Below are 26,147 nucleotides of genomic sequence, written 5' to 3'. Positions count from 1 at the left end.
CCCAGCCCGTGAAAAACGAACGCTCGGCGAGCCTGCGGCGTGGGCAGGTCGCGGATTATAGCGAAGACTGGGCCCGGCGCACACCTCGCCGTCTGGTTGCGTGGTCTTTCGTGATATGTGGGTTCTATGCCAAACTCAGTTCCTTTCGGGCTTGCCTAACAGGATTTATGCTCCCCTTGTCACCCAGCTTGCTAACCACCCTCGCCGCCGCCTGCCTATACGCCGCTGCGACTATCTATCAAGGCACCCGGCTGGCCAACGGCGCCAAGGCAAACAAACGCCTGCTGGTCACGCTCGGCATCCTCGCGGTGCTGGCTCACAGCGCCAGCCTCTTCACCCATCTGATGACGCCGGGCGGCCTGGGCCTGGACTTCTTCAGCGCCGCCAGCCTGATCGCCGCAGCGGTAATTGCCCTGACCCTGCTGGCTTGCTCGCGGATCCCGGTGGAAAACCTTCTTTTATTACTATTCCCGTTAGGAATGGCGACGGTGTTACTGGCGCAGTTCGCACCTTCGGGCACCGTGCAGGTAATCGATGAAGAGCCAGGAATCCTTGCACATATTCTGTTGTCGATCCTGGCCTATGGCATGTTCACCATCGCGGTGTTCCAGGCCTTGCTGCTGCTGGTGCAGGATCATCAGCTCAAGCACAAACACCCCTCCGGCCTGATCAAGAATTTCCCGCCACTGCAAACCATGGAAAGCTTTCTGTTCAGTTTCCTCTGGGCTGGCTGGACGCTGCTGTCGCTGTCGCTGATCTCCGGATGGCTGTTTGTCGAGAACCTGTTCGCCCAACACCTGGTGCACAAGACCCTGCTGGCGTGCCTGGCCTGGATCGTCTTCAGTGTGCTGCTGTGGGGCCGTAACCGCCTCGGCTGGCGCGGACACAAGGCCATTCGCTGGACCCTTGCCGGTTTCTGCCTGCTGATGCTGGCGTACTTCGGCAGCAAGCTGGTCCGTGAATACATCCTGCATATCTGACGGGCAACCATAATGGACAACTTGCCCTTGGGGCCTATGCTCGCGGTACTGGCCCTGCTGGTTTTATGGTCGGGACTATTTACCGCCATCGAGATCGCTCAACAGCATCTGCTGGCCCAGCGCACCGCGTCGCGTTCGGGTGACAAGCCACTGGCCAGACTGAGCTTCCCGCGCGAGAGCCTGATCTTTTGCAACACGCTGAGCCGGGTGCTGGCGGTGATTATCGGCACGTTGCTAGCCGTAGGTTACTGGCAAGAGAAAGGGCCGTTGCTGGCCTTCCTGAGTGCCACCGCGATCCTGTTGGTGTTCGCCGACTACCTGCCGCGAACCCTCGCCACACGTTATCCCGAAGCAATCCTTGGATTGGGCAATACCCTGCTTGGCGTGCCACTGAAGATCCTCTATCCCGCCGCATGGCTATTGAACAGCATCGCCCGATTGCTTCTGCGCCCGCTCAGCGTCAAATCCGCCAGCGTCAAACTGAGCGATGATGAGTTACCGCCAGCCCTTGACCACGAACCGAACCACGAACACGCCGCCTGCCGCCCACACCTGTTGTCCGGCATTCATGCACTGGACAACATCACGGTCAACGACATCCTGGTACCACGCAGCGAAGTCGACGGGATCAATCTGGACGATCCGATCGAAGAGATCATCGAACAGCTGCGACTCTCCAAACGCACTCGGCTGCCGGTGTTCCACAGCGATATCAACCAGGTCGAGGCGGTGCTCAACACCCGCCAGATTCGCCACTTGTTGCCAGACGCGAGCCTGACCAAGAACGCATTGCTGGATGCCTGTCACGAACCTTATTTCGTTCCGGAAAGCACCCCTCTACAGCTGCAGTTACTCAATTTCCACAAACAGCAGCGCCGTCTGGGCATGGTGGTTGATGAATACGGTGAAGTGCTCGGCATAGTCACTCTGGAAGATATTCTCGAAGAAATCGTCGGCGAGTTCGAAAGCGAGCAACGCATCGACAATCCACACATTCATCCCCAGGCCGACGGCCGCCTGGTGATCGACGGCGCTGCATCGATTCGCGATCTGAACAAGAGTCTCGGCTGGCACTTGCCCAGCGACGGCCCGAAAACCCTCAACGGGCTGGTCACCGAAGCTCTGGAAACCATCCCGGACAGCGCGGTATGCCTGAAGATTGGCCGCTATCGCCTGGAAATCCTCGCCACCGAAGACAATCGCGTCAGCCGTGTACTGATCTGGCACACCGGCTCCGTTCCAGTGTCTTTATAAAACGCAGCTCCCTAGCAGCTGTATTTAGGCTGCTCTACTCCTTGTTTGATCGATAAGCGGCTTCCTATAATCGAACCCGCTTACCCAAGCCCCGCCGGACCACGTGCTACCCGCACTCAGCGAGTTCTGGCCCCGCATTGCCTGCACCTGTCCGGCGCCGACTCCCATCCCGAGTCGCGCCTGCGTAAAACCCACATCCCTGGGTGTTCGACCATAATAATTCGCTCCAACGGAGCACATGACTGTCAGGGATAACCGCATGACTACCAGCACCACGTATAGTGACACTGCACCCGCCCAACCGACGAACTCCGCCACCCGCGTGGCCACTGCCAGCTTCATCGGCACCGCCATCGAGTTCTACGACTTCTACGTTTACGCCACTGCGGCAGCGCTGGTCATCGGCCCGGTGTTCTTCCCGCAGTCCTCCGGCACTGCGCAAATGCTTTCGGCATTCCTCACGTTCGGTATCGCCTTTCTGGCCCGACCTCTGGGTTCGGCGCTGTTCGGTCACTTCGGTGATCGCATCGGCCGCAAATCGACGCTGGTCGCATCCTTGCTGTTGATGGGCGTCTGCACCACGCTGATCGGCGTGCTGCCCGGCTATGACAGCATCGGCGCCTGGGCCCCGATCCTGCTGTGCGTGCTGCGCTTCGGTCAGGGGCTTGGTCTGGGCGGCGAATGGGGTGGCGCGGCGCTGCTCGCCACCGAGAACGCACCGAAGGGCAAACGCGCCTGGTTCGGCATGTTCCCTCAGCTCGGCCCCTCGATCGGTTTCCTCGCCGCCAACGGCCTGTTCCTGACCCTGGCAATGACCCTGAACGACGAACAGTTCCGCTCGTGGGGCTGGCGAATTCCGTTCCTGCTCAGCGCAGCACTGGTAATGGTCGGCCTCTATGTGCGCCTGAAACTGCATGAAACTCCAGTTTTCGCCAACGCCATTGCCCGTCAGGAGCGGGTGAGGATCCCGGTCGTTGAACTGTTCAGCCAGCATTGGGCGCCGATGCTGCTCGGCGCGGCTGCGATGGTGGTCTGCTATGCACTGTTTTATATTTCGACAGTATTCTCGCTGAGTTACGGTGTCTCCACCCTCGGCTATAGCCGTGAAACCTTCCTTGGCCTGCTGTGCTTCGCCGTACTGTTCATGGCCGCGGCCACACCACTGGCAGCCTTGGCCAGCGACCGTTACGGGCGCAAACCGGTGTTGATTGTCGGCGCTGTACTGGCGGTTCTTTCCGGTTTTACCATGGAGCCGTTGCTGACTCAGGGCTCGACCTGGGGTGTTGCACTGTTCCTGTGCATCGAGCTGTTTTTGATGGGCGTGACCTTCGCGCCCATGGGCGCCTTGCTGCCGGAACTGTTTCCCACACACGTGCGTTATACCGGCGCATCAGCGGCCTACAATTTGGGCGGCATTGTCGGTGCATCGGCGGCACCGTTCTTTGCGCAGAAGCTGGTGGCAATGGGCGGTTTGAGTTGGGTCGGCGGCTATGTGTCAGGCGCAGCGCTGCTCAGCTTGATGGCTGTGCTGTGCTTGAAAGAGACCAGAGGAAATGATTTGAATCGAGTCGACTGATAGATCGCATCGCGAGCAAGCTCGCTCCCACAGGGAAATGCATCGTCCTTGTGGGAGCGAGCTTGCTCGCGATGGCCGCGACTCGGTTACAGCTCTACAACAACCGCTTGCGAAGCACGGGTCGCCTTGGCCCTTGCGGCCTCGATCGACTCGTCACGCGCCAGGGCAACACCCATGCGGCGCTGGCCATTCACTTCTGGCTTGCCGAACAAACGCAGGGCAGTATCCGGTTCGCTCAACGCAGCGCCCAGGTTGGCGAATGCAGTCTGGGTGGACTGCCCTTCCACCAGAATCACCGCCGAGGCCGATGGGCCGAACTGACGGATCAACGGGATTGGCAAACCAAGGATTGCCCGGGCATGCAGGGCGAACTGCGAAAGATCCTGGGAAATCAGGGTCACCAGACCAGTGTCGTGCGGGCGTGGCGACACTTCGCTGAACCAGACCTGATCGCCTTTGATGAACAGCTCAACACCGAACAGACCACGGCCACCCAAGGCCTCGGTCACTGCCTTGGCAACACGCTCGGATTCAGCCAGCGCGATCGGGCTCATGGCCTGCGGCTGCCAGGACTCCTGGTAGTCACCCTTCTCCTGACGATGGCCGACCGGCGCGCAGAAGGTGGTACCGCCGATATGACGCACCGTCAGCAACGTGATTTCGTAATCGAAGTCGATAAAGCCTTCGATGATCACCCGCCCTTTGCCGGCACGGCCGCCTTCTTGTGCGTAATCCCAGGCTTTCTGCACGTCATCGACGCTGCGTAGCAGGCTCTGGCCTTTGCCCGACGAACTCATCACCGGCTTGACCACACACGGGAAGCCGAGATCTTCGACCGCCTTGCGGTAGTCTTCGACGGTATCGGCGAAATGGTACGGCGAGGTCGGCAGGTCCAGCTCTTCAGCGGCCAGGCGACGGATGCCTTCGCGGTTCATGGTCAGCTGAGCGGCACGGGCGGTTGGAATCACCGTGAAACCTTCGGCCTCGAGCTCAACCAGGGTGGCGGTGGCGATGGCTTCGATTTCCGGCACGATGAAGTGCGGCTTCTCGGCTTCGATCACTGCACGCAGCGCCGCACCGTCGAGCATGTTGATCACATGGCTGCGGTGAGCCACTTGCATGGCCGGCGCATTGGCGTAGCGATCCACGGCAATCACTTCAACGCCCAGGCGTTGCAGCTCGATTACCACCTCTTTGCCCAGCTCACCGCAGCCACACAGCAAAACGCGGGTCGCGGTTGGCGACAATGGAGTTCCGATACGGGTCATCTCAGGTCCTCAAAGGAGCGGATCATCGAGGGTCGCACGCTGAGCGGGCTTCCCATGGGGAGAAAGCGCGGCATTTTACATGAACCGGGCGGTTTGGCTTTAACCCAGGACCGCGTTCTTGCGCAAACGCCAGGCCATGGCCAGCCAAACGACGGTCACGCCAGCGAATTTCGAACCCAGAGCGGTGAGAACCACACCCGGAGTCAGTGCGCCGATCAGGCCGAAAAAGATGACGGTATCCAGCGGAATGCTCAGCGCCGAACTTATCCACAGGCGGTCGTGCAACGGCCGCCTGGTGATGCTGAACACCAGCCAGTCAATGCATTCGGAGACTGCGAAGGCGATCGCGCTGGCCAGCGCGATCGACGGATCCGAAGTGACGTAGGACAGCACCAGCGCAGCCAGCATCGCAAGAATGGCGCCGTGGCCAAAACGGGTTTGCACCATGTCTCGCAACACGAACACCAACCCGCCCCAGGCCGACCAGATAATGTCCAGCTGCGGGGCGGTGGAAAAGGCGTAGTTGATCAGCACGACGCTGGCGATGTAAGCGATCAGGAAGAGCATGGCGCGCAGGGGAACCTGGAAACAAGGCACACAGGGTACGTCAGGCGATGGGGTTGGGCCAAGGAAGTCACACCAAACCTGTGGCGAGGTTCAGATATTCGGCTTGGCCCCGATCATCCACACCAACCCGCTGGACTTCGCCCGTTCATGACACAACCCCAGCACCTTACGGCGCTCGTCGTTGTCCATCCGGCTCCAGCGGGTGATTTCATCGACGGTGCGTTGACAGCCGGTGCAGACGTCATCCTCATCGAGTGCGCAAATGTTCACGCAGGGCGAGACGACTGGTCTTTCGGTCGTGCTCATTCTTGCTGCTCAACGAGATCCCGGGCGTAACGCTGGGAGTTGTGGACATAGTGCGCGGCGCTGGCTTCGAGCATTTTCTTCTGCGATTCGGTCAACTCGCGCACTACCTTGCCCGGCGAGCCCATCACCAGCGAACCATCGGGAATTTCCTTGCCTTCGCCAATCAGCGAATTGGCGCCGATGATGCAGTTCTTGCCGATTTTCGCGCCGTTAAGGATCACTGCATTAATACCGATCAGGCTGAAGTCGCCGACGGTGCAACCATGCAGCATGGCGTTATGGCCGATGGTCACACCGGTACCGATGGTCAGCGGATACCCCATATCGGTGTGCATGACGGTGCCATCTTGCACATTGCTGTTCTTGCCGATCAGGATCAGTTCATTGTCACCGCGCAATACCGCGTTGAACCAGACGTTGGCGCCCTCCTCCAGTTTGACCTTGCCCACCAGCGTGGCGTTGGGTGCAACCCAGCTCTGTGGATGGGTTTCGACTCGGGCGTCGCCCAGGCGGTATTTCATCTAGTTATCCTCAAGGCTTACGGTGCCACGGGTTCAGGCCATGTGAGCAATGGCTTCAAATATTGATAAAGCTTTTGGGCGGGTGATGCAGGCTGATTTTTGCGTCATAGAGCAGGTTGATCAACTCGACGATCATAATCGCTGTCAGCCCCCAAATCTTGTACTCACCGAAACGATAGCTGGGCACATACCAACTGCACCCCTGATAGTCGATACGGTGGGTATGTTCACGTGGGTCCTCGCGGAAGAACTCCAACGGCACGCTGAACACCGCAGCAATCTCGGCATCGTTGGCCCGGTACTCAACGAAATCCGGGATCACCCCGACGTAAGGTGTGACCTTGATGCCGTGCAGGGAGATCAGCGGACTGAGTGGCCCGATCACTTCTACCAGACCAGGCGGCAAGCCGATTTCTTCTTCGGCTTCGCGCAGGGCGGTAAAGATCAGGTCGGGATCTTCCGGATCGCGCCGCCCCCCCGGAAAAGCCACTTCGCCGCCATGGGTCGAGAGCCCGCTCGCGCGCAGGGTCAATACCAGCTCTGGCTCGTCACTGCGGGTGATAGGCACCAGCACTGCGGCTTCGGGGAAACGTCGGTCAGTCTCCAGCGTACGCGGAATGTGATTGCTTACGCGATGAAGTAGCTCGTCCAGCATGAGTCATCTCGATCTGTTGGCTACTTTGCATCATGCACCAAAGAAATCCCTCGCCCAACCCCCGATCCACTGCATGTCGCTTAACGACAACTTGCCGACACAGGGCCCCGCACGCCAAGATAGGCACAGCATTTACGGAAACCCAGCATGAAATTCTGCAGCCACTGCGGCAACCCGGTTACCCAGCGCATTCCCGAAGGCGACTCGCGCCTGCGTTTTGTCTGTGATCACTGCCAGACCATTCATTACCAGAACCCGAATATTGTCGCCGGTTGCCTGCCGACCTGGGGCACTCAGGTACTGCTCTGCCGTCGCGCCATCGAACCGCGACGCGGTTACTGGACGTTGCCGGCGGGCTTCATGGAGAACGGCGAAACCGTCGAGCAAGCCGCGATTCGCGAGACCAGCGAGGAGGCCTGCGCGCGGGTACGTAACCTGAGCATCTACACCTTGATCGACGTGCCGCATATCAATCAGGTGCATGTGTTCTTTCGCGCAGAGCTGGCGGACCTCGACTTTGCTGCCGGCGAAGAGAGCCTGGAAGTGCGACTTTTCGAAGAAGCCGACATCCCTTGGTCCGAGCTGGCTTTCCGCACCGTCGGGCGTACTTTAGAATGTTTCTTCGCTGACAGACAGACACAGGTTTACCCGGTCCGGTCCGAATCGATTCCACCACTCGCGCAACCTGCGATTACACTTAAATAATAGAAAGTACACCGTACTCTTAGGGATATCGCTGTAATGCGCTGGTTGCTTGCCCTCTTCTGCCTGTTGTTCGTTACTGCCTCCCAGGCCACCGCCTCCACGGTGGTAACCCTGGATGGCAAAGTCATCGAAAAAGTGCTGGTACTCAAATCAGCCCGCCAACTGCAATTGCTCAACGGCGGCAAGCCGGTCAGGACCTATCGCATCTCCCTGGGCAAACAGCCCAGAGGCGCGAAGCTCATGGAAGGCGATAAACGCACGCCGGAAGGTATTTATTGGGTGGACTGGCGCAAGATCAGTGACCGCTTCAACCTGGCCATGCACATCTCCTACCCAAACGTCAGCGACTCGGTGCGCTCGCGTCGTGAAGGGGTAGAGCCCGGGGGCATGATCATGATCCACGGCACCCCGGATACCCTGGATTACCCGGAGCAGCTTTTCCATACCCTGGACTGGACCGACGGCTGTATTGCCTTGCGCAACATCGACATGCGCGAAATCTGGGGCCTGGTCCCGGACGGCACGATGATCGAAATTCGTCCGTAATTTAAAAGAAGATCAAAAGATCGCAGGCTGCGCCAGTTCCTACCGGGAAATGCGATCAACTGCAGGAGCCGCCTGGTTCTAGCCCGCGAGGCGCCAGAACGAACAACAAAAAACCCGCTGACCGTTACCGATTCAGCGGGTTTTTCATTTTACGGCGTCAGATCATAAATTTTCCAACCGCCACACTTCATAAGCCGGCGTCTCATAGGGATGGCTTTGCTTGAGCGCCATCACCACCGAGTGGATCAACTCATCGGCCACCACCAGCTCAACCTTCCATTCCGCCACTTGCTCAACCAGACCGGTTTGCCCGAGAAACGGCTGACTGCCGTCCAGTGGACGAAACTGGCCCTGGCCCAGCACCTGCCACGAACACTGATCATAAGCACCGATCCGCCCGCCACCGGCGGCGAATACGGCGCTTTTGACCACGTCGACGTGGCTGGGCGGCACAAAAAAGCTGAGCTTGTACACGGCCTTTAGTTAACCCAGACCCGAGCGTTACGGAACATGCGCATCCATGGCGCGTCTTCGTTCCAGTCTTCCGAGCGCCAGGAGTTTTGCACGGCACGGAACACCCGCTCAGGGTGCGGCATCATGATGGTCACACGACCGTCGCGGCTGGTCAGCCCGGTGATCCCGCGCGGCGAGCCGTTCGGGTTGGCCGGGTAGTTTTCAGTGACCTTGCCGTGGTTGTCGACGAAACGCATCGCCACGCAACCGGACAGATCGGCCTGGAGCAGTGCCTCTTCGCTCTCGAACTCAGCATGGCCTTCACCGTGGGCGATGGCGATTGGCATACGCGAACCGGCCATGCCTTGCAGGAAGATCGAGTTCGATTCCTGCACCTGAACCATCGCCACACGGGCTTCGAACTGCTCGGAACGGTTACGCACGAAGTGCGGCCAGAACTCGCTGCCCGGGATCAGTTCGTGCAGGTTGGACATCATCTGGCAACCGTTGCACACACCGAGGGTGAAGCTGTCGTTACGTTCGAAGAAGCCCTGGAAGGCATCCCGTGCACGGCTGTTGAACAGTGCCGACTTGGCCCAGCCCTCACCCGCGCCGAGAACGTCGCCATAGGAGAAACCACCGCACGCCACCAGACCTTTGAACTCGTTGAGGTCGACACGACCGGCAAGAATGTCGCTCATGTGCACGTCGATCGCGTTGAAGCCGGCACGGTCGAACGCCGCAGCCATTTCCACCTGACCGTTGACGCCCTGCTCACGCAGTACCGCCACCTGAGGACGAATACCTTTCTTGATGTACGGCGCAGCGATGTCCTGGTTCACGTCGTAGCTCAGCTTGACGCTCAGACCCGGGTTGTCTTCTTCCAGCAGTACGTCGAACTCTTGCTCGGCGCAATCAGCGTTGTCGCGCAGACGCTGAATCTGGTAGCTGGTTTCGGCCCACTGACGTTGCAGCAGACGACGCTGGCCTTCAAAAACGGTTTCACCATTGAAGCTGATGGTGACTTCGCCGTTGTTGAGCGGCTGACCGATCACCGAAACGCAGTCGCCCAGGCCGGCAGCGCTGAACTGCGCGAGGATGTCCGCAGTGGCGTCCTGACGAACCTGAATCACGGCACCCAGCTCTTCGTTGAACAGGATCGCAGCGATATCGGCCGAGGTTTCAGCCAGACCGTCGAGGTTCAGGCTCAGACCGCAGTGGCCGGCGAAGGCCATTTCCAAGGCGCTGGTCAGCAGACCACCGTCGGAACGGTCGTGGTAGGCCAGCAGGTGACCGTCGGCGTTGAGGCCCTGGATCACCGCGAAGAAGGCTTTCAGGTCTTCGGCGTCGTCGACGTCCGGAGCCTGCTTGCCGAGCTTGCCGTGAACCTGTGCCAGGATCGAGGCGCCCATGCGGTTCTGGCCACGGCCCAGGTCGATCAGGATCAGATCGGTGGTGCCCTTGTCCATGCGCAGTTGCGGGGTCAGGGTCTGACGGATGTCGGTCACCGGTGCAAAACCGGTCACGATCAGCGACATTGGCGAGGTTACACTCTTGTCCACGCCTTTATCGTTCCAGCGGGTGGCCATGGACATCGAGTCCTTGCCCACCGGAATGGTGATACCCAGTTCCGGGCACAGTTCCATGCCGACCGCTTTGACGGTGTCGTACAGACGCGCGTCTTCGCCCGGGTGACCGGCTGCGGACATCCAGTTCGCTGACAGTTTGATGTCGGAGATCTTGCCGATGCGCGACGCGGCGATGTTGGTCAGGGTTTCGCCGATGGCCATGCGGCCCGACGCCGGAGCGTCCAGCAGCGCCAGCGGAGTGCGCTCGCCCATGGCCATGGCTTCACCGGTGTAAACGTCGAAGCTGGTGGCGGTGACGGCAACGTCGGCCACCGGAACCTGCCACGGACCGACCATCTGATCACGGGCCACGAGGCCGGTGATGGTGCGGTCGCCGATGGTGATCAAAAAGCTTTTGCTGGCCACGGCCGGGTGATGCAGAACGCGCTCGACGCAGTCGGCGATGTTCAGCGTCGACGGATCGAAATCGTCGCCCAGCTCGCTTTCACGAACGACCGAACGGTGCATGCGCGGGGCTTTGCCCAGCAGCACTTCGAGCGGCATGTCCACCGGGCTGTTGCCGAAGTGGCTGTCGGTGACAGTCAGCTGTGGCTCGGCAGTGGCTTCGCCGACCACGGCGAACGGGCAGCGCTCACGTTCGCAGATCGCCTTGAAGCGTTCGAAGTCGGCCGGGCCGACGGCCAGAACGTAGCGTTCCTGGGATTCGTTACTCCAGATCTCGTGCGGGGCCATGCCCGGCTCGTCGTTTGGAATGTTGCGCAGCTCGAAGCGGCCACCACGGTCGCCGTCGTTGACCAGTTCCGGGAAGGCGTTGGACAGACCGCCCGCCCCCACGTCGTGGATAAAGCTGATCGGGTTGTGTTCACCCAACTGCCAGCAACGGTCAATGACTTCCTGGCAACGGCGTTCCATTTCCGGGTTTTCGCGCTGTACCGAAGCAAAGTCCAGGTCTGCCGAGCTGGTGCCGGTGGCCATGGAAGAAGCTGCGCCGCCGCCCAGGCCGATGAGCATTGCCGGGCCGCCGAGCACGATCAGCTTGGAGCCAACGACGATTTCACCTTTCTTCACGTGTTCTTCACGGATGTTGCCCATACCACCCGCCAACATGATCGGCTTGTGGTAACCGCGCACTTCATCGCCATGCGGGGTGGTGATGGATTGTTCGAAGGTACGGAAATAACCGGTCAGCGCCGGACGGCCGAATTCGTTGTTGAACGCAGCGCCGCCCAATGGGCCTTCGATCATGATGTCCAGCGCGGTGACGATGCGCTCGGGTTTGCCGTATGGCACTTCCCACGGTTGTTCGAAGCCCGGGATCTGCAGGTTGGACACGGTGAAACCGGTCAGGCCAGCCTTTGGCTTGGCACCGCGACCCGTGGCGCCTTCGTCGCGGATCTCGCCACCGGAACCGGTGGAGGCGCCCGGAAACGGGGCAATCGCGGTCGGGTGGTTGTGGGTCTCGACTTTCATCAGGATGTGCACCGGTTCCTGCACCGCGCCATACTGGCGGGTTTCAGGGTCCGGGAAGAAACGGCCGGCAACGTTGCCGACAATCACCGAAGCGTTGTCCTTGTAAGCCGACAGAACGCCTTCGCTGTGCATCACGTAGGTGTTCTTGATCATGCCGAACAGGCTTTTTTCCTGGTTCTCGCCGTCGATGTCCCAACTGGCGTTGAAGATCTTGTGACGGCAGTGCTCGGAGTTCGCCTGGGCGAACATCATCAGTTCGATGTCGTGCGGGTTGCGCGCAAGGCCTACGAAGGCGTTGACCAGGTAATCGATTTCGTCTTCCGCCAGGGCCAGGCCCAGCTCGACGTTGGCTTTCTCCAGCGCGGCGCGACCGCCACCCAGCACGTCGATAGCAGTCAGCGGCTTGGGTTCGGAGTGACTGAACAGACCGGCAGCCTGCTCGAGGTTTTCCAGCACGATCTGGGTCATGCGGTCGTGCAGCGCATCGGCGATCAGCTGTGCTTGCGCGTCGGTGAATTCACCGGCCACGTAGAAAGCGATACCGCGCTCCAGGCGCTGGATTTTCGCCAGGCCGCAGTTGCGGGCGATGTCGCTAGCCTTGCTCGACCATGGCGAAATGGTGCCGAAACGCGGCAACACCAGGAACAGACGGCCGGTCGGCTCTTGTACCGGCACACTTGGGCCGTACTTCAGAAGGCGCGCCAGCACCTGCTGTTCGTCGCCGGTCAGAACGCCGGTGACTTCGGCGAAGTGAGCGAATTCAGCATACAAGCCACTGACAGCCGGGACGCATCGGCTCAGTTGCTCAAGAAGTTTGCTGTGGCGAAAGGCAGAAAGGGCAGGAGCGCCGCGCAGGATCAACATCTTCGGGACAGCCTCGGGAAGGGGTGTGCTTTGAGGCCGTGCATTCTAGCCTAAACCGCCCGCGACGGCACCCGAAACGGCACGCCAGCCTTTGGCCGAACGTCGGCCCGTGGCCCAGCACCTTTAACCAATGGCTATCAAGGCGCGTGCGACGGGTTATTTTTGCCGTCACATTCGCGCCACAGAGCCTGTTTTTCAGGGCCTCAGCCGGTTTTTTCTCTCGCTAGCAGACATGCCCTTCGCTGTCGAGATATGGCGGTCGTGGTCCTTTGCGTATACTGCGCGAATGTTTTCCAAAACGGCTTTCCGTCCGCGCTGTGTCAAATGGCTCATCGCAACCGGACTCTTCCTGATGCTCAGTGCCTGTGTTGATAAACCCAGCACACTCGAGCGCGTAAAGGAGGATGGCGTGCTGCGGGTGGTCACCCGTAACAGCCCCGCCACCTACTTCCAGGATCGCAATGGCGAAACCGGCTTCGAATACGAGCTGGTGAAACGTTTCGCCGAGGACCTGGGCGTCAAGCTGAAGATCGAAACCGCTGACAACCTCGATGATCTTTTCAGTCAGATAGGCAAACCCAATGGCCCGGTGCTGGCGGCTGCCGGTCTGGTCAGCAGCGAGAAGCGCAAACAGCAGGTCAGGTTTTCCCACACCTATCTGGAAGTCACTCCACAGATCATCTACCGCAACGGCCAGTCACGCCCGACCAACGCTGCCGACCTGGTGGGCAAGCACATCATAGTGCTCAAGGGCAGCACCCACGCCGAACAGCTGGCGGATCTGAAACTTAAATATCCCGGTATTGAATACGAAGAGTCCGACGCCGTTGAAGTCGTCGACCTGCTGCGCATGGTTGATGAGGGCCAGATTGATCTGACGCTGGTCGACTCCAACGAAGTGGCGATGAACCAGGTCTACTTCCCCAATGTGCGGGTCGCCTTCGACCTGGGTGATGCCAGCAACCAGAGCTGGGCCGTGGCCGCTGGCGATGACAACAGCCTGCTCAACGAGATCAACACTTTCCTCGACAAGGTGGAGAAGAACGGCACCTTGCAACGTTTGAAGGATCGCTATTATGGGCATGTGGACGTACTTGGCTATGTCGGTGCCTACACCTTCGCCCAGCATTTGCAGCAACGCTTACCCAAATACGAAAAGCACTTCAAAGCGTCGGCCAAGGATGAAAAAGTCGATTGGCGACTGCTTGCCGCGATTGGCTATCAAGAGTCGTTATGGCAATCGGCAGTCACTTCCAAAACCGGCGTTCGCGGCATGATGATGCTGACTCAGAACACCGCGCAGGCCATGGGCGTGTCCAACCGCCTGGACGCCAGGCAAAGCATCAGCGGCGGGGCCAAGTACCTGGTGTATATGAAGGATCAGCTGGACGACAAGATCGAAGAGCCGGATCGCACCTGGTTTGCACTTGCGGCCTACAACGTCGGTACCGGCCATCTTGATGACGCTCGAAAACTGGCCGAAAAAGAAGGCCTGAATCCGAACAAATGGCTCGATGTGAAGAAGATGCTGCCGCGCCTGGCGCAGAAGCAGTGGTACAGCAAAACCCGCTATGGCTATGCCCGTGGCGGTGAGCCGGTGCACTTTGTCGCCAACATCCGTCGTTACTACGACATCCTGACCTGGGTCACGCAGCCGCAGCTGGAGGGCAATCAGGTGGCTGAAGGCAATCTGCACGTACCCGGCGTGGACAAGACCAAGCCGACCGAAGAAATGCCACCGCTGTAGATCATGACTGAAAACGGACGCGGAGCGTCCAGTGAGGCATTCCCACGCGGGAGCGTGGGAACGATCTTCTTAGGCCTTTGCTGCCGCCAGAATCAACGCCTTCATTTCCGCCACTGCCGACTTGAATCCGACGAACAGCGCATGTGCCACCAACGCGTGCCCGATGTTCAATTCGTTGATGCCTTTAATCGCGGCAACGGCTTCGACGTTGTGGTAATGCAGGCCGTGACCGGCGTTGACGATCAGACCTTGGGCCAGACCGCAGGCCACGCCATCAGCGACTCGCAGCAATTCTTCTGCAACTTCGGTCGGTGTCTGCGCATCGGCGTAACGGCCGGTGTGCAATTCAATCGCCGGTGCGCCGACCCGGCTGGACGCTTCGATCTGCCGCTCATCGGCATCGATAAATAGCGAGACCTCACAGCCGAATTTGGCCAGGCGCTCTACCGCAGCCTTGATCCGCGCTTCTTGCCCCGCGACATCAAGACCGCCTTCGGTGGTCAGCTCTTGACGGGTTTCCGGGACCAGACAGATATGCGCCGGGCGAATGCGCTCGGCGAAAGCCATCATCTCTTCGGTGACGCCCATTTCGAAGTTCATGCGGGTTTGCAACACATCCTTGAGCAGCAGCACATCACGCTCCTGAATGTGTCGGCGGTCTTCACGCAAATGCACGGTAATCCCGTCAGCCCCCGCCTCTTCCGCATCCAGCGCCGCCTTGACCGGATCAGGATAACGAGTGCCCCGGGCCTGGCGCAGAGTGGCAACGTGGTCGATGTTCACGCCAAGAAGAATGCGATTGCTGGTGGTCACGGAAGCGCTCCTGAAGAATGGAAGATTCGGCGCACAGCATATAGTGTCCGGTCACGAAAATAACTGTTCGCTTTTGACGGCGTCTTTCGTTCGGTCCGACACTTCGGCCATGTTGCGTTGCCGCTCCTCGCCACAGCGGGCGATGACTCGTCGCGGCGCCTTGCCTGACTTCGAGATCCACTCGTCAAAACTCGAACGTATTTCCGAGACCGGAAACCGCTCGCTACGGCTTGCGAAACAACTCGCGACTGACCAATGGCCGACCACCGAGATGCACAGCCAGCGCTTGACGCATCAGACGCTTGGCAGCGGAGAGCGCGCCGGGGGCAGTCCAGTCGGCTTCAGCCATGGCCAGCAGCTCAGTGCCGTTGAACAATCCCGGTTGCAGTAAGTAGACCCGCTCAAGCCCGGCATCGACTTGCAAGCGATACATACCGTCCGCAGCTATCGGATCGCCATGAATGTCGGTGTCCAGCGCGAATCCGTAACCGAGATCATCCAGCAGGCGCCACTCGAAGGCCCGCAGCAAAGGTTCGAGCGGACGCCCTTCAGCAAGGGCCAGCAAGGTCGCGGCGTAGTGATCGAAAACGGCTGGGTGAGGATCTTCGGCAGGCAGCAGGCGGATCAACAGCTCATTGAGGTAGAGCCCGCTGAACAGCGCCTCACCGTTGAGCCAGGTGGAAACACCGGCGCTTTCCATTCGCCCGACATTTTTCAGCTCGCTGCGCCCACGAAATTCGACTTCCAGCGGCACGAACGGCCGTGCCAATGTCCCGGCCTTACCCCGCGCACTTCGCAACACCGCCCGCAGCCGACCTTGAGGCGTGAGGAAATCCACCAGCGCACTGTTTTCGCGGTAAGCCCGGCTGTGCAGTACGTAGGCGGGTTGGGCGATGGGTGGGGTTGGGGGCATGGAAGTCGAGTATCTCTAAGAGAATACAGCCAGTGAAAACGGCACATACCTAATGTGGGAGCGGGCTTGCTCGCGAAAGCGGTTCAACATTCAACATCTCTGTCGACTGTGACACCGCCTTCGCGAGCAAGCCCGCTCCCACATTAGATCTTTGTTGCATCCAGCCTTGGCGATTACAGGTCGCCGTAACCCAGGGAACGCAGGGCGCGTTCGTCGTCGGACCAGCCGCCTTTGACCTTGACCCACAGGTTGAGCATGATCTTGGAGTCGAACAGCAGCTCCATATCCTTGCGCGCCTCGGTACCGATGCGTTTGATCCGCTCGCCCTTCTCGCCAATGATGATTTTCTTCTGACCGTCGCGCTCGACGAGAATCAAGGCGTGGATATGCAAGGTCTTGCCCTGCTGCTTGAACTCTTCGATTTCCACGGTGATCTGGTACGGCAATTCAGCGCCCATCTGACGCATGATTTTCTCGCGCACCAGTTCCGCTGCAAGGAAACGGCTGCTGCGATCAGTGATCTGGTCTTCCGGGAAGAAGTGATCGTTTTCCGGCAGGTGCTCGGCGATCACACGCTCCAGGGCGTCGAGGTTGTGACCGTGCTGCGCCGAAATCGGCATGATCTGCGCGTTTGGCAACTGTTCTTGCAACCAGCTCAAATGCGGCATCAGTTCAGCTTTGTCTTCGATGCGGTCGGTCTTGTTCAATGCCACGATGACCGGGCCTTGAACGTACTGAACACGCTCGAGCACCATCTGGTCTTCATCGGTCCAGCGGGTGCGGTCGACCACGAAGATCACCACATCGACGTCTTTCAACGCCGCTGACGCGGTTTTGTTCATGTAACGGTTGAGCGCTTTTTCGCCGCCCTTGTGCATACCCGGGGTGTCGACATAGACAGCCTGAACGGTGCCTTCAGTCTTGATGCCGAGCATGTTGTGGCGGGTGGTTTGCGGCTTGCGCGAAGTGATCGCCAGCTTTTGCCCGAGAATGTGGTTCAGCAGCGTGGATTTGCCCACGTTGGGACGGCCGACGATGGCGACATAGCCACAGCGAGTTGCAGTTGAATCAGTCATGGCCATTCTCCACGCCCAGGGCTATCAGTGCTGCGGCGGCCGCTACCTGTTCGGCAATACGACGACTCACACCCTGACCTCGGCTTTTTTCATTCAATAAGGTGATTTCGCATTCGACGAAGAACGTCCGGCAATGGGGCTCACCCTGGATATCTACCACTTCATAACGTGGCAGGTCACAGGCACGCGACTGCAGGAACTCTTGCAGTCGGGTCTTTGGATCTTTGTTGGTGTCGACCAGCGTCAGGCCTTCGAACTCGGACGTCAGCCAGGCCAGTACGCGCTCGCGCGCCACCTCCATGCCCGCATCCAGGTAGATGGCGCCGATCAGAGCTTCCAGGGCATCAGCGAGGATCGACTCGCGACGAAAGCCCCCGCTCTTCAACTCGCCGGAGCCCAGACGCAGGTACTCGCCCAGATCGAAACCACGAGCCAGCACCGCCAGGGTTTCGCCTTTCACCAGCCGTGCGCGCAAACGCGACAACTGGCCTTCGCGAGCGAGCGGAAAGCGATCGAACAGTGCTTCACCGGCGACGAAGTTGAGAATGGCATCACCGAGAAACTCCAGGCGTTCATTGTTGCGCCCGGCAAAACTGCGATGAGTCAGGGCCAGGACCATCAGTTCCTGATCCTTGAAGGTATAGCCGAGCTGACGCTCGAGACGGCTTAAAGAGACGCTCACGGTTTACCCACACTGAGTTCGTGGTCGAATATCGCCACCATTGGGACAAGGCACCGCTGGCCCTCGACAATTAACGCTGTGTTCAAATCCACATCCTGAATATTGTTGACTGCATGCTTCTGGCGACATCGCTGTAAAGATCACTGACGACGGCGGAACCGGCGTCGTGAAGCGTTCTACAAGACCCAGAAAAGCATTCGGCGCTGTGTTCAACAGCGCCGCGTGTGATTACTTGATCAGGCCAACCCGCGAGAAATTCGGCAGGCGGCTGAGTTTTGGTTCGGGCCAACTCATCCAGACTGCAAAGGCCTTGCCGACAATATTCTTGTCGGGAACCATGCCCAGAAGATCCTTGGGAATACTCGGGTCATCCCAGTAGCGACTGTCATTGGAGTTGTCGCGGTTGTCGCCCATCATGAAGTAATGCCCGGCAGGCACGGTCCACTGATGGTCCGGAGTTGCACGAAAGCGGCTCATTTCCTTGCGGATCAGGTGCTCGACAGCGCCGAGTTTTTCCTTATAGAGCTCTGCACTGCCCAACGTACCTGGCTCGGAACCCACCAACTGCTCGGCCACCGATTGCCCATTGACGAACAGTCGCTTGTCGGCGGTGTAACGAATTTCGTCGCCTGGCAAGCCGACTACGCGCTTGATGTAGTTGACGTTCGGATCGCTTGGGTAGCGGAACACCATCACATCGCCGCGCTGCGGATCACCGACTTCGATGACTTTCTTGTCGATCACCGGCAAGCGGATCCCGTAAGAAAACTTGCTCACCAGAATGAAGTCGCCGACATCCAGGGTCGGCTTCATCGAGCCCGAAGGAATCTGGAACGGTTCCACCAGGAACGAACGCAGTACCAGCACGATGAACAACACCGGGAAGAACGATTTGCCGTATTCAACCAGCAACGGCTCTTTGTTCAGCTTCTCGACCACGACTACATCGGGCTGGCTGACGCTGCCCTGATAAGTGGCGATGGCTGCACGCCGGCGCGGTGCCAGAAAGAGCAGATCGAGCAACGCCAACAAACCGCAAACGGCGACAGCGATGACCAGCAACAGCGGGAAATTTAGTGACATAGGACCTAACTATCCAACCTGAGCACAGCAAGGAAGGCTTCTTGTGGAATTTCCACGTTACCCACCTGCTTCATGCGTTTTTTACCGGCCTTCTGCTTTTCCAACAGCTTGCGCTTACGGCTAACGTCACCACCGTAGCATTTGGCCAGTACGTTCTTTCTGAGCGCCTTGACGGTTGTCCGCGCCACAATCTGCCCGCCAATGGCGGCCTGGATTGCCACATCGAACATCTGCCGCGGAATCAGTTCTTTCATCTTCTCGGTCAACGCACGGCCTTTGTAGTGTGCGTTGTCACGGTGCACGATCAACGCCAGGGCATCGACTTTCTCACCGTTGATCAATACATCCAGCTTGACCAGATTAGCTGATTGATAACGATCGAAATGATAATCCAGCGAAGCATAGCCGCGACTGGTGGACTTCAGACGGTCAAAGAAGTCCAGAACCACTTCGTTCATCGGCAAATCGTAGGTCACCTGGACCTGGCTGCCCAGGAACAGCATGTCGTGCTGTACACCACGTTTTTCGATGCACAGGGTAATGACGTTGCCCAGGTGCTCTTGCGGCACAAGAATATTGGCCCGCACGATCGGCTCGCGCATGTCTTCGATGGCCGACAGATCCGGCAGCTTGGACGGGTTATCGACGTAAATCGTTTCACCGCTCTTGAGCAACAGCTCGAAAATTACCGTCGGCGCCGTGGTGATCAGGTCCAGGTCGTACTCGCGCTCCAGGCGCTCCTGGATGATTTCCATGTGCAGCATGCCGAGGAACCCGCAACGGAAGCCGAAGCCCAGCGCGTCAGAGCTTTCCGGGGTGTACTGCAAGGAGGAGTCGTTCAGCGTGAGCTTTTGCAGGGCCTCACGGAAATCTTCGAAGTCATCGGAGCTGACCGGGAACAGACCGGCGTATACCTGCGGCTGAATGCGTTTGAAACCTGGCAATACGTCGACGTCCGGCGTCGAGCTCAAGGTCAGGGTGTCACCGACTGGCGCGCCGTGAATGTCCTTGATACCGGCGATGATGAAGCCTACTTCACCGGCTTTCAGATCAACGGTAGCGGTGTGTTTCGGGTTGAATACGCCGACGCTGTCCACCAGGTGGATCTTGCCGGTGGATTTCACCAGAATCTTGTCGCCCTTCTTCACGCGGCCGTGGCGCACGCGAACCAGGGACACAACGCCCAGGTAGTTGTCGAACCAGGAGTCGATGATCAACGCTTGCAGCGGATCTTCGATGTTGCCGGTCGGCGCAGGAATGGTGTGAACCAGACGCTCAAGCACTTCATCGACGCCCAGACCGGTCTTGGCACTGCAGGTGACCGCGTCGGTGGCATCGATGCCGATGATTTTTTCGATTTCTTCTTTAACGCGGTCTGGATCGGCCTGTGGCAGGTCGATCTTGTTCAGTACCGGCATGACCTCCAGGCCCTGCTCGATCGCCGTGTAGCAGTTGGCTACCGACTGGGCCTCAACGCCTTGGCCGGCGTCGACCACCAGCAGCGCGCCTTCACAGGCCGCCAGCGACCGGCTGACTTCATAGGTGAAGTCAACGTGGCCCGGGGTGTCAATGAAGTTCAACTGGTAGTTGATGCCGTCTTTGGCCTTGTAATACAGGGTTACGCTATGTGCCTTGATGGTGATCCCGCGTTCACGCTCAAGGTCCATGGAGTCCAGTACCTGGGCTTCCATTTCGCGCTCGGCCAAGCCGCCGCACATCTGGATGAAGCGATCGGCCAGAGTCGACTTGCCATGGTCAATGTGGGCGATGATGGAGAAATTGCGGATATGACTCAAATCACTCACGGATCAACACTCAAAAAGGCTGCAGGCATAGCCCGCCGAAAAATAGCCGGGAATTGTACCTGATACACCGAGCAAGCGTCACGTTTGCCTGCGCTCGGCTGCGTAGCAGTTGTAACTTCAGTTCCTTTGATCAGCCCGCAGCGGGGTAGCAAGGCTTTACAAAAAAAACGCCCCGATCTTTCGACAGGGGCGTTTTTATTCAGCCAGCGCAGGGCAAAGCCCGCTATCAACCGGCTCGGCGTAACAACCAGGCCCCGGCCAGCGCACAGATACCGGCCGGCACCAATACCGCGAACAATGGCGAGAAACCGAACACCAGACTCGATGGCCCCAGCAGATCCTGAGCGATACGGAAGGTAAAGCCCACCAACACACCAGTGAATACCCGTTGACCAAGGGTTACCGAGCGCAACGGGCCAAAAATGAACGAAATAGCCATCAGCACCAGCGCGGCGGTGACCAAGGGTTGCAACACCTTGACCCAGAACGCGAGCCAGTAGCGACCGTTGTTCAAGCCCTGATCGGCCAGATAGTGGATATAACTCCACAACCCGGTGATAGACAGCGCTTCCGGCACCATCACGACCGTATTAAGCAGTTGCGGGCTCAACGCCACGTCCCAGCGCTCCTCGGGAGCCGTGACGACCTCGGTGCTGCCATCATGGAAAAGCGTCGTGGTCACACCACTCAACTGCCAATGGTCCTTATCGAATTCCGCGCGCTTGGCGAAGCTCGAAGTGAGCATATGACGTTGATCGTCAAAACGATAACGGGTCACGCCATATAGCAGACCATTGGGCTGCACGGCATTGACGTGAATGAACTCATCGCCCTGACGGTGCCACAAACCATGTTTGGCACTTTGCGCATCACCGCTACCCTGAGCCAGGGAGCGATTGGCCTGTGCCTGGCTTTCAGTGGCCGGCGCAACGTATTCGCCGACCAGAACCCCAACCAGCATCAACACCAGCATTGGCTTCATCACTGCCCAGACGATACGACCGATGGACACGCCAGCGGCGCGCATGATGGTCAATTCGCTGGCGCTGGCCAGGCTGCCCAGCCCGATCAGGCAGCCGATCAAGGCTGCCATTGGCAACATGTCGTAGACACGCCGCGGCGCGGTCAGCAATACGAAGCTCAAGACGTCGACCAAGGTGTAGGTATCAGTGACGTCGGTCATCTCGTCGATGAAGGCAAACAATGACGCCAGACCGAGAATGACCCCCAACACTCCCACAATGGCTACGAACACGCTTCTACCGATGTAGCGATCCAGCTTATCCACGGGCCATCTCCAGCACACTACGGCGACTCGCCAGCTTCAAGCGCAACGGTTCCCAGTACAGCAACCCCAGACCAACGGTCAGGAAGATCGCGTGCACCCACCACAACCCCAGCGCCGCCGGGATCTTGCCTTTTTCCAAGGCGCCACGGGCCGCAATCAGGATGGTCAGATAAGCCATATAAAGAAGAACCGCCGGGAGCAGCTTGAGGAAACGACCTTGCCGCGGATTGACTCGTGACAACGGCACCGCCATCAGGGTCACGATAAACACCAGCAACGGCAGGGAGACTCGCCACTCCAGCTCGGCACGCGCACGAAGATCCGGATTACCCAGCAGATCGCGGGTCGCCATCGCATCGCGATCGGTCACTTCTTCGCTCACATCCGGCTTGGACAGTAGCACTCCATAGGTGTCGTACTTGATGGCGCGGTAGTCGGCCTGCCCCGGATTACCGTCGTAGCGATAGCCATTGTCGAGGATCAGGTAGCGGCTACCATCCTCTTTGACTTCCTGACGCCCCTTCTGCGCAACCAGCACGGAAATGCCACGATCCTTCTTGTCAGTGGACATGCGCTTTTCCGAAATGAATACGCCGCCCAAATTGGCACGATCATCGGACAGTTGCTCGGTGTAGGTCACACGCGTCTCGTCACGCAAGGCCTGAAAGCGACCCGGCACCAGCGTGTCGAACTCGGTCATCGCATCCTGCTTATTGAGCAGCAACTGAAACTGCTTCGCACCCTGCGGCGCCAGGCTAAGGCTCAGCCATGCAACCACCAGCGCAACCAGGACGGCCGGGACCATGGTCATGCCCAGCAGACGCTGCTGGCTCATGCCCGTGGCCGAGAGCACTGTCATTTCGCTTTCAAGGTACAGACGGCCGTAAGCCAGCAGGATCCCGAGAAACAGCCCCAAAGGCAGAATCAGCTGCAGGAAGCCGGGCAGGCGAAAACCCATGATCAGGAACAGCGAACCCGGGTCAAGGGCGCCGGAAGCTGCCTGAGCCAGGAATTTGATGAAGCGCCCGCTCATGATGATGACCAACAACACAGCGCTGACGGCGCTCAAGGTCAACAGGACTTCGCGGGACAAATAACGGAAGACGATCAAACCAGACACTCCAGGGTTGTCAGGCTAAGGCGGCCAAACAAGCAAACGTATCGAGCTGGCTCGTGAAGCTGAGCCGCTGAAAAAGCTGGCGCATTATCCTGTGATTGAGCACGCCTGTCACTGCGCAAGCTCAAGCTGGCACGCAAAGCGCTGGAGATCGCTCATGGGAGGGTTGTCAGCCTCGGGCAGCGAGGTTCAAACTGGCGGCTTTGTCGCTGGTACGTACTGGCGCACTTCTCTTTATAAGCAAGCTTTATATAGATAAGCCAAGCGCACACCATTGAGCGGTGCGCACTTTGACCATTTATTCAGGGACCCGGACATGGAACTGGTTGTAAAAAGCGTTAGCCCAGAAACGTTGAAAACCGCCACTCTGGTGGTCGCCGTCGGCGAAGACCGCACGCTCGGCACTGTCGCCAAACAACTCGACGAACTCAGCGGCGGCGCCATCAGCGCAGTCCTCAAGCGCGGCGACCTGGCCGGCAAAGTGGGCCAGAGCCTGTTGCTGCATAGCCTGCCGAACCTCAAAGCCGAACGCGTGCTGCTGGTGGGTATCGGTAAAGATGCCGAATTGGGCGACCGTCCTTTCCGCAAAATCATCAGCGGCGTGCTGAACACCCTCAAAAACCTGGGCGGCAGCGACGCGGTACTGGCCCTGGACGAAGTGATCGTCAAAGGCCGTGACAGCTACGGCAAGACGCGCCTGCTGGCCGAAACTCTGGTGGATGGTGAATACCTCTTCGAGCAATTCAAGAGCCAGAAAACCGAACCGCGCGCCCTGAAAAAAATCACCCTGCTGACCATCAAGGCGGCACAAGCCGAAGTCGAACGCGCCGTAACCCACGCGCAAGCGATCGCCACCGGCATGGCTTTTACCCGCGACCTGGGCAATCTGCCGCCAAACATCTGCCACCCAAGCTTCCTCGCCGAACAAGCGAAAAACCTCGGCAAGGCGCACAAAGGCCTGAAAGTCGAGATTCACGACGAGAAGAAAATCAAAGAACTGGGCATGGGCGCGTTCTACGCCGTAGGCCAGGGCAGCGATCAACCGCCTCGCCTGATCGTCATGAACTACCAGGGCGGCAAGAAGTCCGAGAAGCCATTCGTACTGGTCGGCAAGGGCATCACCTTCGACACTGGCGGTATCAGCCTCAAGCCTGGCGCCGGCATGGACGAGATGAAGTACGACATGGGCGGTTCGGCCAGCGTTTTCGGCACCCTGCATGCCGTGCTCGAACTGAAACTGCCAATCAACCTGGTGTGCATCCTGGCCTGCGCCGAGAACATGCCGAGCGGCGGCGCGGCCCGCCCGGGCGACATCGTCACCACCATGAGCGGCCAGACAGTGGAAATCCTCAACACCGACGCCGAAGGCCGTCTGGTGCTGTGCGACGCCCTGACCTATGCCGAGCGCTTCAAGCCACAAGCGGTGATCGACATCGCAACGCTGACCGGTGCTTGCGTCGTCGCTCTGGGGGCTCACACTTCCGGCCTGCTGGGCAACAACGACGAGCTGATCGGCCAACTGCTGAGCGCAGGCGTTCAGGCCGACGACCGCGCCTGGCAACTGCCGCTGTTCGATGAGTACCAGGAACAGCTGGACAGCCCGTTCGCCGACATCGCCAACATCGGCGGCCCGAAAGCCGGCACCATCACGGCCGCCTGCTTCCTGTCGCGCTTCACCAAGCAATACAACTGGGCGCACCTGGACATCGCCGGGACTGCCTGGACCAGCGGTGGCAAGGACAAGGGCGCCACTGGCCGTCCAGTTCCGCTGTTGACCCAGTACCTGCTGGACCGCGCCAAAGCCTGAAACTGAAGACCCTGCGCTGCGTCATCCCTGGATGACGCAGCGCAGGCGTCAGGACCCGCAATGACCAAAGTCGACTTTTATATTCTGCCCAGCGCCGATCCGTCCGCGCGCCTGGACTTCGCCTGCAAACTCACCGAAAAAGCCTGGCGCCTTGGGCACCGGGTCTATCTGCATTGCAGCGACGCGGCCCAGCGTGAGGATCTCGACGCCCGCTTGTGGAGCTTCAAAGGCGAAAGCTTTGTGCCTCATGGCCCCGCTGAAAACGAGCCGGACGGGCTGATTGTTCTCGGCTTGGGCCAAGACTGCGGACAACATCACGACCTGCTGGTCAATCTGGACCTGAAAGTCCCGGCATTCGCTCAGCGCTTCGCCCGTGTGGCAGAAGTCGTGGTCGAAGACCCTACTATTCGTCTGGCCGCGCGGGAGAGTTTCCGTTTCTACCGCGAACAGGGCTATCCTCTGCAAGATCACCGTCTACAGCGACTCTGAGCACCCGATGGACACTCCAAATCCGCTGCAAAAGTCCGCGCACCTGCTGGACGACCTCGAGTCGATCCGCCAACTGCTCGGCGATGACAACCTGCAACCACCGCTGCTGACCGAAACGGTTGCCAGCGATGTACAGATCCCCATGCTGTTTGACATGGTCGCAGGCAAGAAACCTGCCGAAACCATCGAAAACTCCACGGCACCACCGACGCCGGTATCGATCGCAGAGCCAGAGCCCGCCCCTGCATTGGCAGCAGCGCCGGTCGCCAACAAAGGCCCTGATGCCCTGCTGCATCTGGACAGCGAACTGCGTGCCGCCGCACTGCTGATCATGCAAGACGTGATCGACGACTTCGCCCCGCACATCGAAACCGAAATCAAACGCCGGCTCGACGCACGGATGGAACGGTTGTTGAGCCAGTATCAGTTCTGACCCCAAACACATCTCTTTTGTGGCGATAGGGCAAACCCCAATGCCCCCCTGTAGGAGCGAGCTTGAACTGGCCTAATAATTCCGGACACCTCTTAAGGGCGATATGATTTCGCCAACTTGGAGGTTTCATGAACGAAAGA

Annotated in this window: 24 protein-coding genes; 9 read left to right on the top strand and 15 right to left on the bottom strand. The window is 59.2% G+C overall.

Features of this window, described 5'->3' with window-relative positions:
* Positions 1-167: 167 nt before the first annotated feature.
* The 3 genes from AC07UI_RS10860 (at position 168) to AC07UI_RS10850 (ending at position 3,810) form a co-directional block, all read left to right on the top strand.
* A complete protein-coding gene (locus tag AC07UI_RS10860; protein ID WP_494992504.1) occupies positions 168-980 on the top strand; it encodes a cytochrome C assembly family protein in 813 nt (270 codons plus the stop codon).
* Between the two features lie 12 nt (positions 981-992).
* Positions 993-2,234 (top strand): CNNM domain-containing protein, encoded by a 1,242-nt coding sequence (locus AC07UI_RS10855; protein ID WP_494992503.1) that lies wholly within the window; start codon positions 993-995, stop codon positions 2,232-2,234.
* Positions 2,235-2,493: 259 nt separating this feature from the next.
* On the top strand, positions 2,494-3,810 hold the full coding sequence (locus AC07UI_RS10850; RefSeq protein ID WP_494992502.1) for an MFS transporter: 1,317 nt from the start codon (positions 2,494-2,496) through the stop codon (positions 3,808-3,810).
* 86 nt (positions 3,811-3,896) lie between these two features.
* Here the strand turns inward: AC07UI_RS10850 and purT are convergent, their stop codons facing one another.
* The 5 genes from purT to AC07UI_RS10825 all read right to left on the bottom strand — a co-directional run bounded on the left by purT (position 3,897) and on the right by AC07UI_RS10825 (position 7,127).
* Positions 3,897-5,078 carry a formate-dependent phosphoribosylglycinamide formyltransferase gene (gene purT, locus AC07UI_RS10845; RefSeq protein ID WP_494992501.1) on the bottom strand — a complete coding sequence of 394 codons (1,182 nt, stop codon included), beginning with the start codon at positions 5,076-5,078 and terminating at the stop codon, positions 3,897-3,899.
* A 99-nt stretch (positions 5,079-5,177) separates the two neighbouring features.
* Complete coding sequence (locus tag AC07UI_RS10840; protein ID WP_494992500.1) at positions 5,178-5,645, bottom strand: preQ0 transporter; 468 nt, start codon at positions 5,643-5,645, stop codon at positions 5,178-5,180.
* A 90-nt stretch (positions 5,646-5,735) separates the two neighbouring features.
* Positions 5,736-5,951, bottom strand: a complete 216-nt coding sequence (locus AC07UI_RS10835; protein ID WP_494992499.1) for a DUF1289 domain-containing protein — start codon at positions 5,949-5,951, stop codon at positions 5,736-5,738.
* Complete coding sequence (locus tag AC07UI_RS10830) at positions 5,948-6,472, bottom strand: gamma carbonic anhydrase family protein (RefSeq protein WP_494992498.1); 525 nt, start codon at positions 6,470-6,472, stop codon at positions 5,948-5,950. Before AC07UI_RS10830 ends, AC07UI_RS10835 begins: the two co-directional genes overlap by 4 nt.
* A gap of 55 nt (positions 6,473-6,527) precedes the next feature.
* A complete protein-coding gene (locus tag AC07UI_RS10825) occupies positions 6,528-7,127 on the bottom strand; it encodes a CoA pyrophosphatase (RefSeq protein ID WP_494992497.1) in 600 nt (199 codons plus the stop codon).
* A gap of 147 nt (positions 7,128-7,274) precedes the next feature.
* Between AC07UI_RS10825 and AC07UI_RS10820 the strand changes: the two genes are divergently transcribed.
* Both AC07UI_RS10820 and AC07UI_RS10815 read left to right on the top strand, forming a co-directional pair.
* A complete protein-coding gene (locus AC07UI_RS10820; protein ID WP_494992496.1) occupies positions 7,275-7,832 on the top strand; it encodes an NUDIX hydrolase in 558 nt (185 codons plus the stop codon).
* A 36-nt stretch (positions 7,833-7,868) separates the two neighbouring features.
* On the top strand, positions 7,869-8,378 hold the full coding sequence (locus AC07UI_RS10815; protein WP_494992495.1) for a L,D-transpeptidase family protein: 510 nt from the start codon (positions 7,869-7,871) through the stop codon (positions 8,376-8,378).
* Positions 8,379-8,540: 162 nt separating this feature from the next.
* On the opposite strand, the gene AC07UI_RS10810 is transcribed toward AC07UI_RS10815, so the two are convergent.
* Together AC07UI_RS10810 and purL are read right to left on the bottom strand one after the other, a co-directional pair.
* The gene (locus AC07UI_RS10810) at positions 8,541-8,852 is read right to left on the bottom strand and encodes an NGG1p interacting factor NIF3 (protein ID WP_494992494.1); all 312 of its coding nucleotides are present in this window, start codon (positions 8,850-8,852) and stop codon (positions 8,541-8,543) included.
* A 5-nt stretch (positions 8,853-8,857) separates the two neighbouring features.
* Positions 8,858-12,754 (bottom strand): phosphoribosylformylglycinamidine synthase, encoded by a 3,897-nt coding sequence (purL, locus tag AC07UI_RS10805; RefSeq protein WP_494992493.1) that lies wholly within the window; start codon positions 12,752-12,754, stop codon positions 8,858-8,860.
* Positions 12,755-13,040: 286 nt separating this feature from the next.
* Here purL and mltF point away from each other — a divergent pair, with 286 nt between their 5' ends.
* Positions 13,041-14,501: a membrane-bound lytic murein transglycosylase MltF gene (mltF, locus tag AC07UI_RS10800; RefSeq protein WP_494992492.1), complete on the top strand. Its 1,461-nt coding sequence runs from the start codon at positions 13,041-13,043 to the stop codon at positions 14,499-14,501.
* Between the two features lie 69 nt (positions 14,502-14,570).
* On the opposite strand, the gene pdxJ is transcribed toward mltF, so the two are convergent.
* The 8 genes from pdxJ to lptF all read right to left on the bottom strand — a co-directional run bounded on the left by pdxJ (position 14,571) and on the right by lptF (position 23,272).
* Positions 14,571-15,314, bottom strand: a complete 744-nt coding sequence (gene pdxJ / locus AC07UI_RS10795) for a pyridoxine 5'-phosphate synthase (protein ID WP_494992491.1) — start codon at positions 15,312-15,314, stop codon at positions 14,571-14,573.
* Between the two features lie 223 nt (positions 15,315-15,537).
* Positions 15,538-16,227: a DNA repair protein RecO gene (recO, locus tag AC07UI_RS10790; RefSeq protein ID WP_494992490.1), complete on the bottom strand. Its 690-nt coding sequence runs from the start codon at positions 16,225-16,227 to the stop codon at positions 15,538-15,540.
* A 173-nt stretch (positions 16,228-16,400) separates the two neighbouring features.
* Positions 16,401-17,303, bottom strand: a complete 903-nt coding sequence (gene era, locus AC07UI_RS10785) for a GTPase Era (protein WP_494992489.1) — start codon at positions 17,301-17,303, stop codon at positions 16,401-16,403.
* Positions 17,296-17,985, bottom strand: a complete 690-nt coding sequence (gene rnc / locus AC07UI_RS10780) for a ribonuclease III (RefSeq protein ID WP_494992488.1) — start codon at positions 17,983-17,985, stop codon at positions 17,296-17,298. Before rnc ends, era begins: the two co-directional genes overlap by 8 nt.
* Positions 17,986-18,213: 228 nt before the next feature.
* Positions 18,214-19,068 carry a signal peptidase I gene (gene lepB / locus AC07UI_RS10775; protein WP_494992487.1) on the bottom strand — a complete coding sequence of 285 codons (855 nt, stop codon included), beginning with the start codon at positions 19,066-19,068 and terminating at the stop codon, positions 18,214-18,216.
* A gap of 5 nt (positions 19,069-19,073) precedes the next feature.
* Positions 19,074-20,873 (bottom strand): translation elongation factor 4, encoded by a 1,800-nt coding sequence (lepA, locus tag AC07UI_RS10770; protein WP_494992486.1) that lies wholly within the window; start codon positions 20,871-20,873, stop codon positions 19,074-19,076.
* A gap of 226 nt (positions 20,874-21,099) precedes the next feature.
* Positions 21,100-22,161 (bottom strand): LPS export ABC transporter permease LptG, encoded by a 1,062-nt coding sequence (gene lptG / locus AC07UI_RS10765; protein ID WP_494992485.1) that lies wholly within the window; start codon positions 22,159-22,161, stop codon positions 21,100-21,102.
* Positions 22,154-23,272 carry an LPS export ABC transporter permease LptF gene (gene lptF / locus AC07UI_RS10760; RefSeq protein ID WP_494992484.1) on the bottom strand — a complete coding sequence of 373 codons (1,119 nt, stop codon included), beginning with the start codon at positions 23,270-23,272 and terminating at the stop codon, positions 22,154-22,156. Before lptF ends, lptG begins: the two co-directional genes overlap by 8 nt.
* Positions 23,273-23,594: 322 nt before the next feature.
* On the opposite strand from lptF, the gene AC07UI_RS10755 reads away from it, so the two are divergent.
* Genes AC07UI_RS10755 through AC07UI_RS10745 form a run of 3 tightly spaced genes read left to right on the top strand, consistent with a single transcriptional unit; the run spans position 23,595 to position 26,007 of the window.
* Entirely contained in the window at positions 23,595-25,085 is a 1,491-nt protein-coding gene (locus tag AC07UI_RS10755; protein WP_494992483.1) for a leucyl aminopeptidase, read from the top strand.
* 60 nt (positions 25,086-25,145) lie between these two features.
* The gene (locus tag AC07UI_RS10750; protein ID WP_494992482.1) at positions 25,146-25,574 is read left to right on the top strand and encodes a DNA polymerase III subunit chi; all 429 of its coding nucleotides are present in this window, start codon (positions 25,146-25,148) and stop codon (positions 25,572-25,574) included.
* A 7-nt stretch (positions 25,575-25,581) separates the two neighbouring features.
* Complete coding sequence (locus AC07UI_RS10745) at positions 25,582-26,007, top strand: DNA polymerase III subunit chi (protein WP_494992481.1); 426 nt, start codon at positions 25,582-25,584, stop codon at positions 26,005-26,007.
* Positions 26,008-26,147 lie beyond the last annotated feature (140 nt).

This window comes from Pseudomonas sp. GW821-FHT04C07 (genome assembly GCF_059420325.1).
Note: the sequence above shows the minus strand (reverse complement) of the source record. Positions and strands in the feature narration are given on the sequence as shown.

What these genes read in the sequence shown, in the direction of transcription:
- AC07UI_RS10860 (WP_494992504.1), top strand. Translation starts at nt 168, where the DNA reads ATGCTCCCCTTGTCACCCAGCTTGCTAACCACCCTCGCCGCCGCCTGC.
- AC07UI_RS10855 (WP_494992503.1), top strand. Translation starts at nt 993, where the DNA reads ATGGACAACTTGCCCTTGGGGCCTATGCTCGCGGTACTGGCCCTGCTG.
- AC07UI_RS10850 (WP_494992502.1), top strand. Translation starts at nt 2,494, where the DNA reads ATGACTACCAGCACCACGTATAGTGACACTGCACCCGCCCAACCGACG.
- purT (WP_494992501.1), bottom strand. Translation starts at nt 5,078, where the DNA reads ATGACCCGTATCGGAACTCCATTGTCGCCAACCGCGACCCGCGTTTTG.
- AC07UI_RS10840 (WP_494992500.1), bottom strand. Translation starts at nt 5,645, where the DNA reads ATGCTCTTCCTGATCGCTTACATCGCCAGCGTCGTGCTGATCAACTAC.
- AC07UI_RS10835 (WP_494992499.1), bottom strand. Translation starts at nt 5,951, where the DNA reads ATGAGCACGACCGAAAGACCAGTCGTCTCGCCCTGCGTGAACATTTGC.
- AC07UI_RS10830 (WP_494992498.1), bottom strand. Translation starts at nt 6,472, where the DNA reads ATGAAATACCGCCTGGGCGACGCCCGAGTCGAAACCCATCCACAGAGC.
- AC07UI_RS10825 (WP_494992497.1), bottom strand. Translation starts at nt 7,127, where the DNA reads ATGCTGGACGAGCTACTTCATCGCGTAAGCAATCACATTCCGCGTACG.
- AC07UI_RS10820 (WP_494992496.1), top strand. Translation starts at nt 7,275, where the DNA reads ATGAAATTCTGCAGCCACTGCGGCAACCCGGTTACCCAGCGCATTCCC.
- AC07UI_RS10815 (WP_494992495.1), top strand. Translation starts at nt 7,869, where the DNA reads ATGCGCTGGTTGCTTGCCCTCTTCTGCCTGTTGTTCGTTACTGCCTCC.
- purL (WP_494992493.1), bottom strand. Translation starts at nt 12,754, where the DNA reads ATGTTGATCCTGCGCGGCGCTCCTGCCCTTTCTGCCTTTCGCCACAGC.
- mltF (WP_494992492.1), top strand. Translation starts at nt 13,041, where the DNA reads ATGTTTTCCAAAACGGCTTTCCGTCCGCGCTGTGTCAAATGGCTCATC.
- recO (WP_494992490.1), bottom strand. Translation starts at nt 16,227, where the DNA reads ATGCCCCCAACCCCACCCATCGCCCAACCCGCCTACGTACTGCACAGC.
- era (WP_494992489.1), bottom strand. Translation starts at nt 17,303, where the DNA reads ATGACTGATTCAACTGCAACTCGCTGTGGCTATGTCGCCATCGTCGGC.
- lepB (WP_494992487.1), bottom strand. Translation starts at nt 19,068, where the DNA reads ATGTCACTAAATTTCCCGCTGTTGCTGGTCATCGCTGTCGCCGTTTGC.
- AC07UI_RS10755 (WP_494992483.1), top strand. Translation starts at nt 23,595, where the DNA reads ATGGAACTGGTTGTAAAAAGCGTTAGCCCAGAAACGTTGAAAACCGCC.
- AC07UI_RS10750 (WP_494992482.1), top strand. Translation starts at nt 25,146, where the DNA reads ATGACCAAAGTCGACTTTTATATTCTGCCCAGCGCCGATCCGTCCGCG.
- AC07UI_RS10745 (WP_494992481.1), top strand. Translation starts at nt 25,582, where the DNA reads ATGGACACTCCAAATCCGCTGCAAAAGTCCGCGCACCTGCTGGACGAC.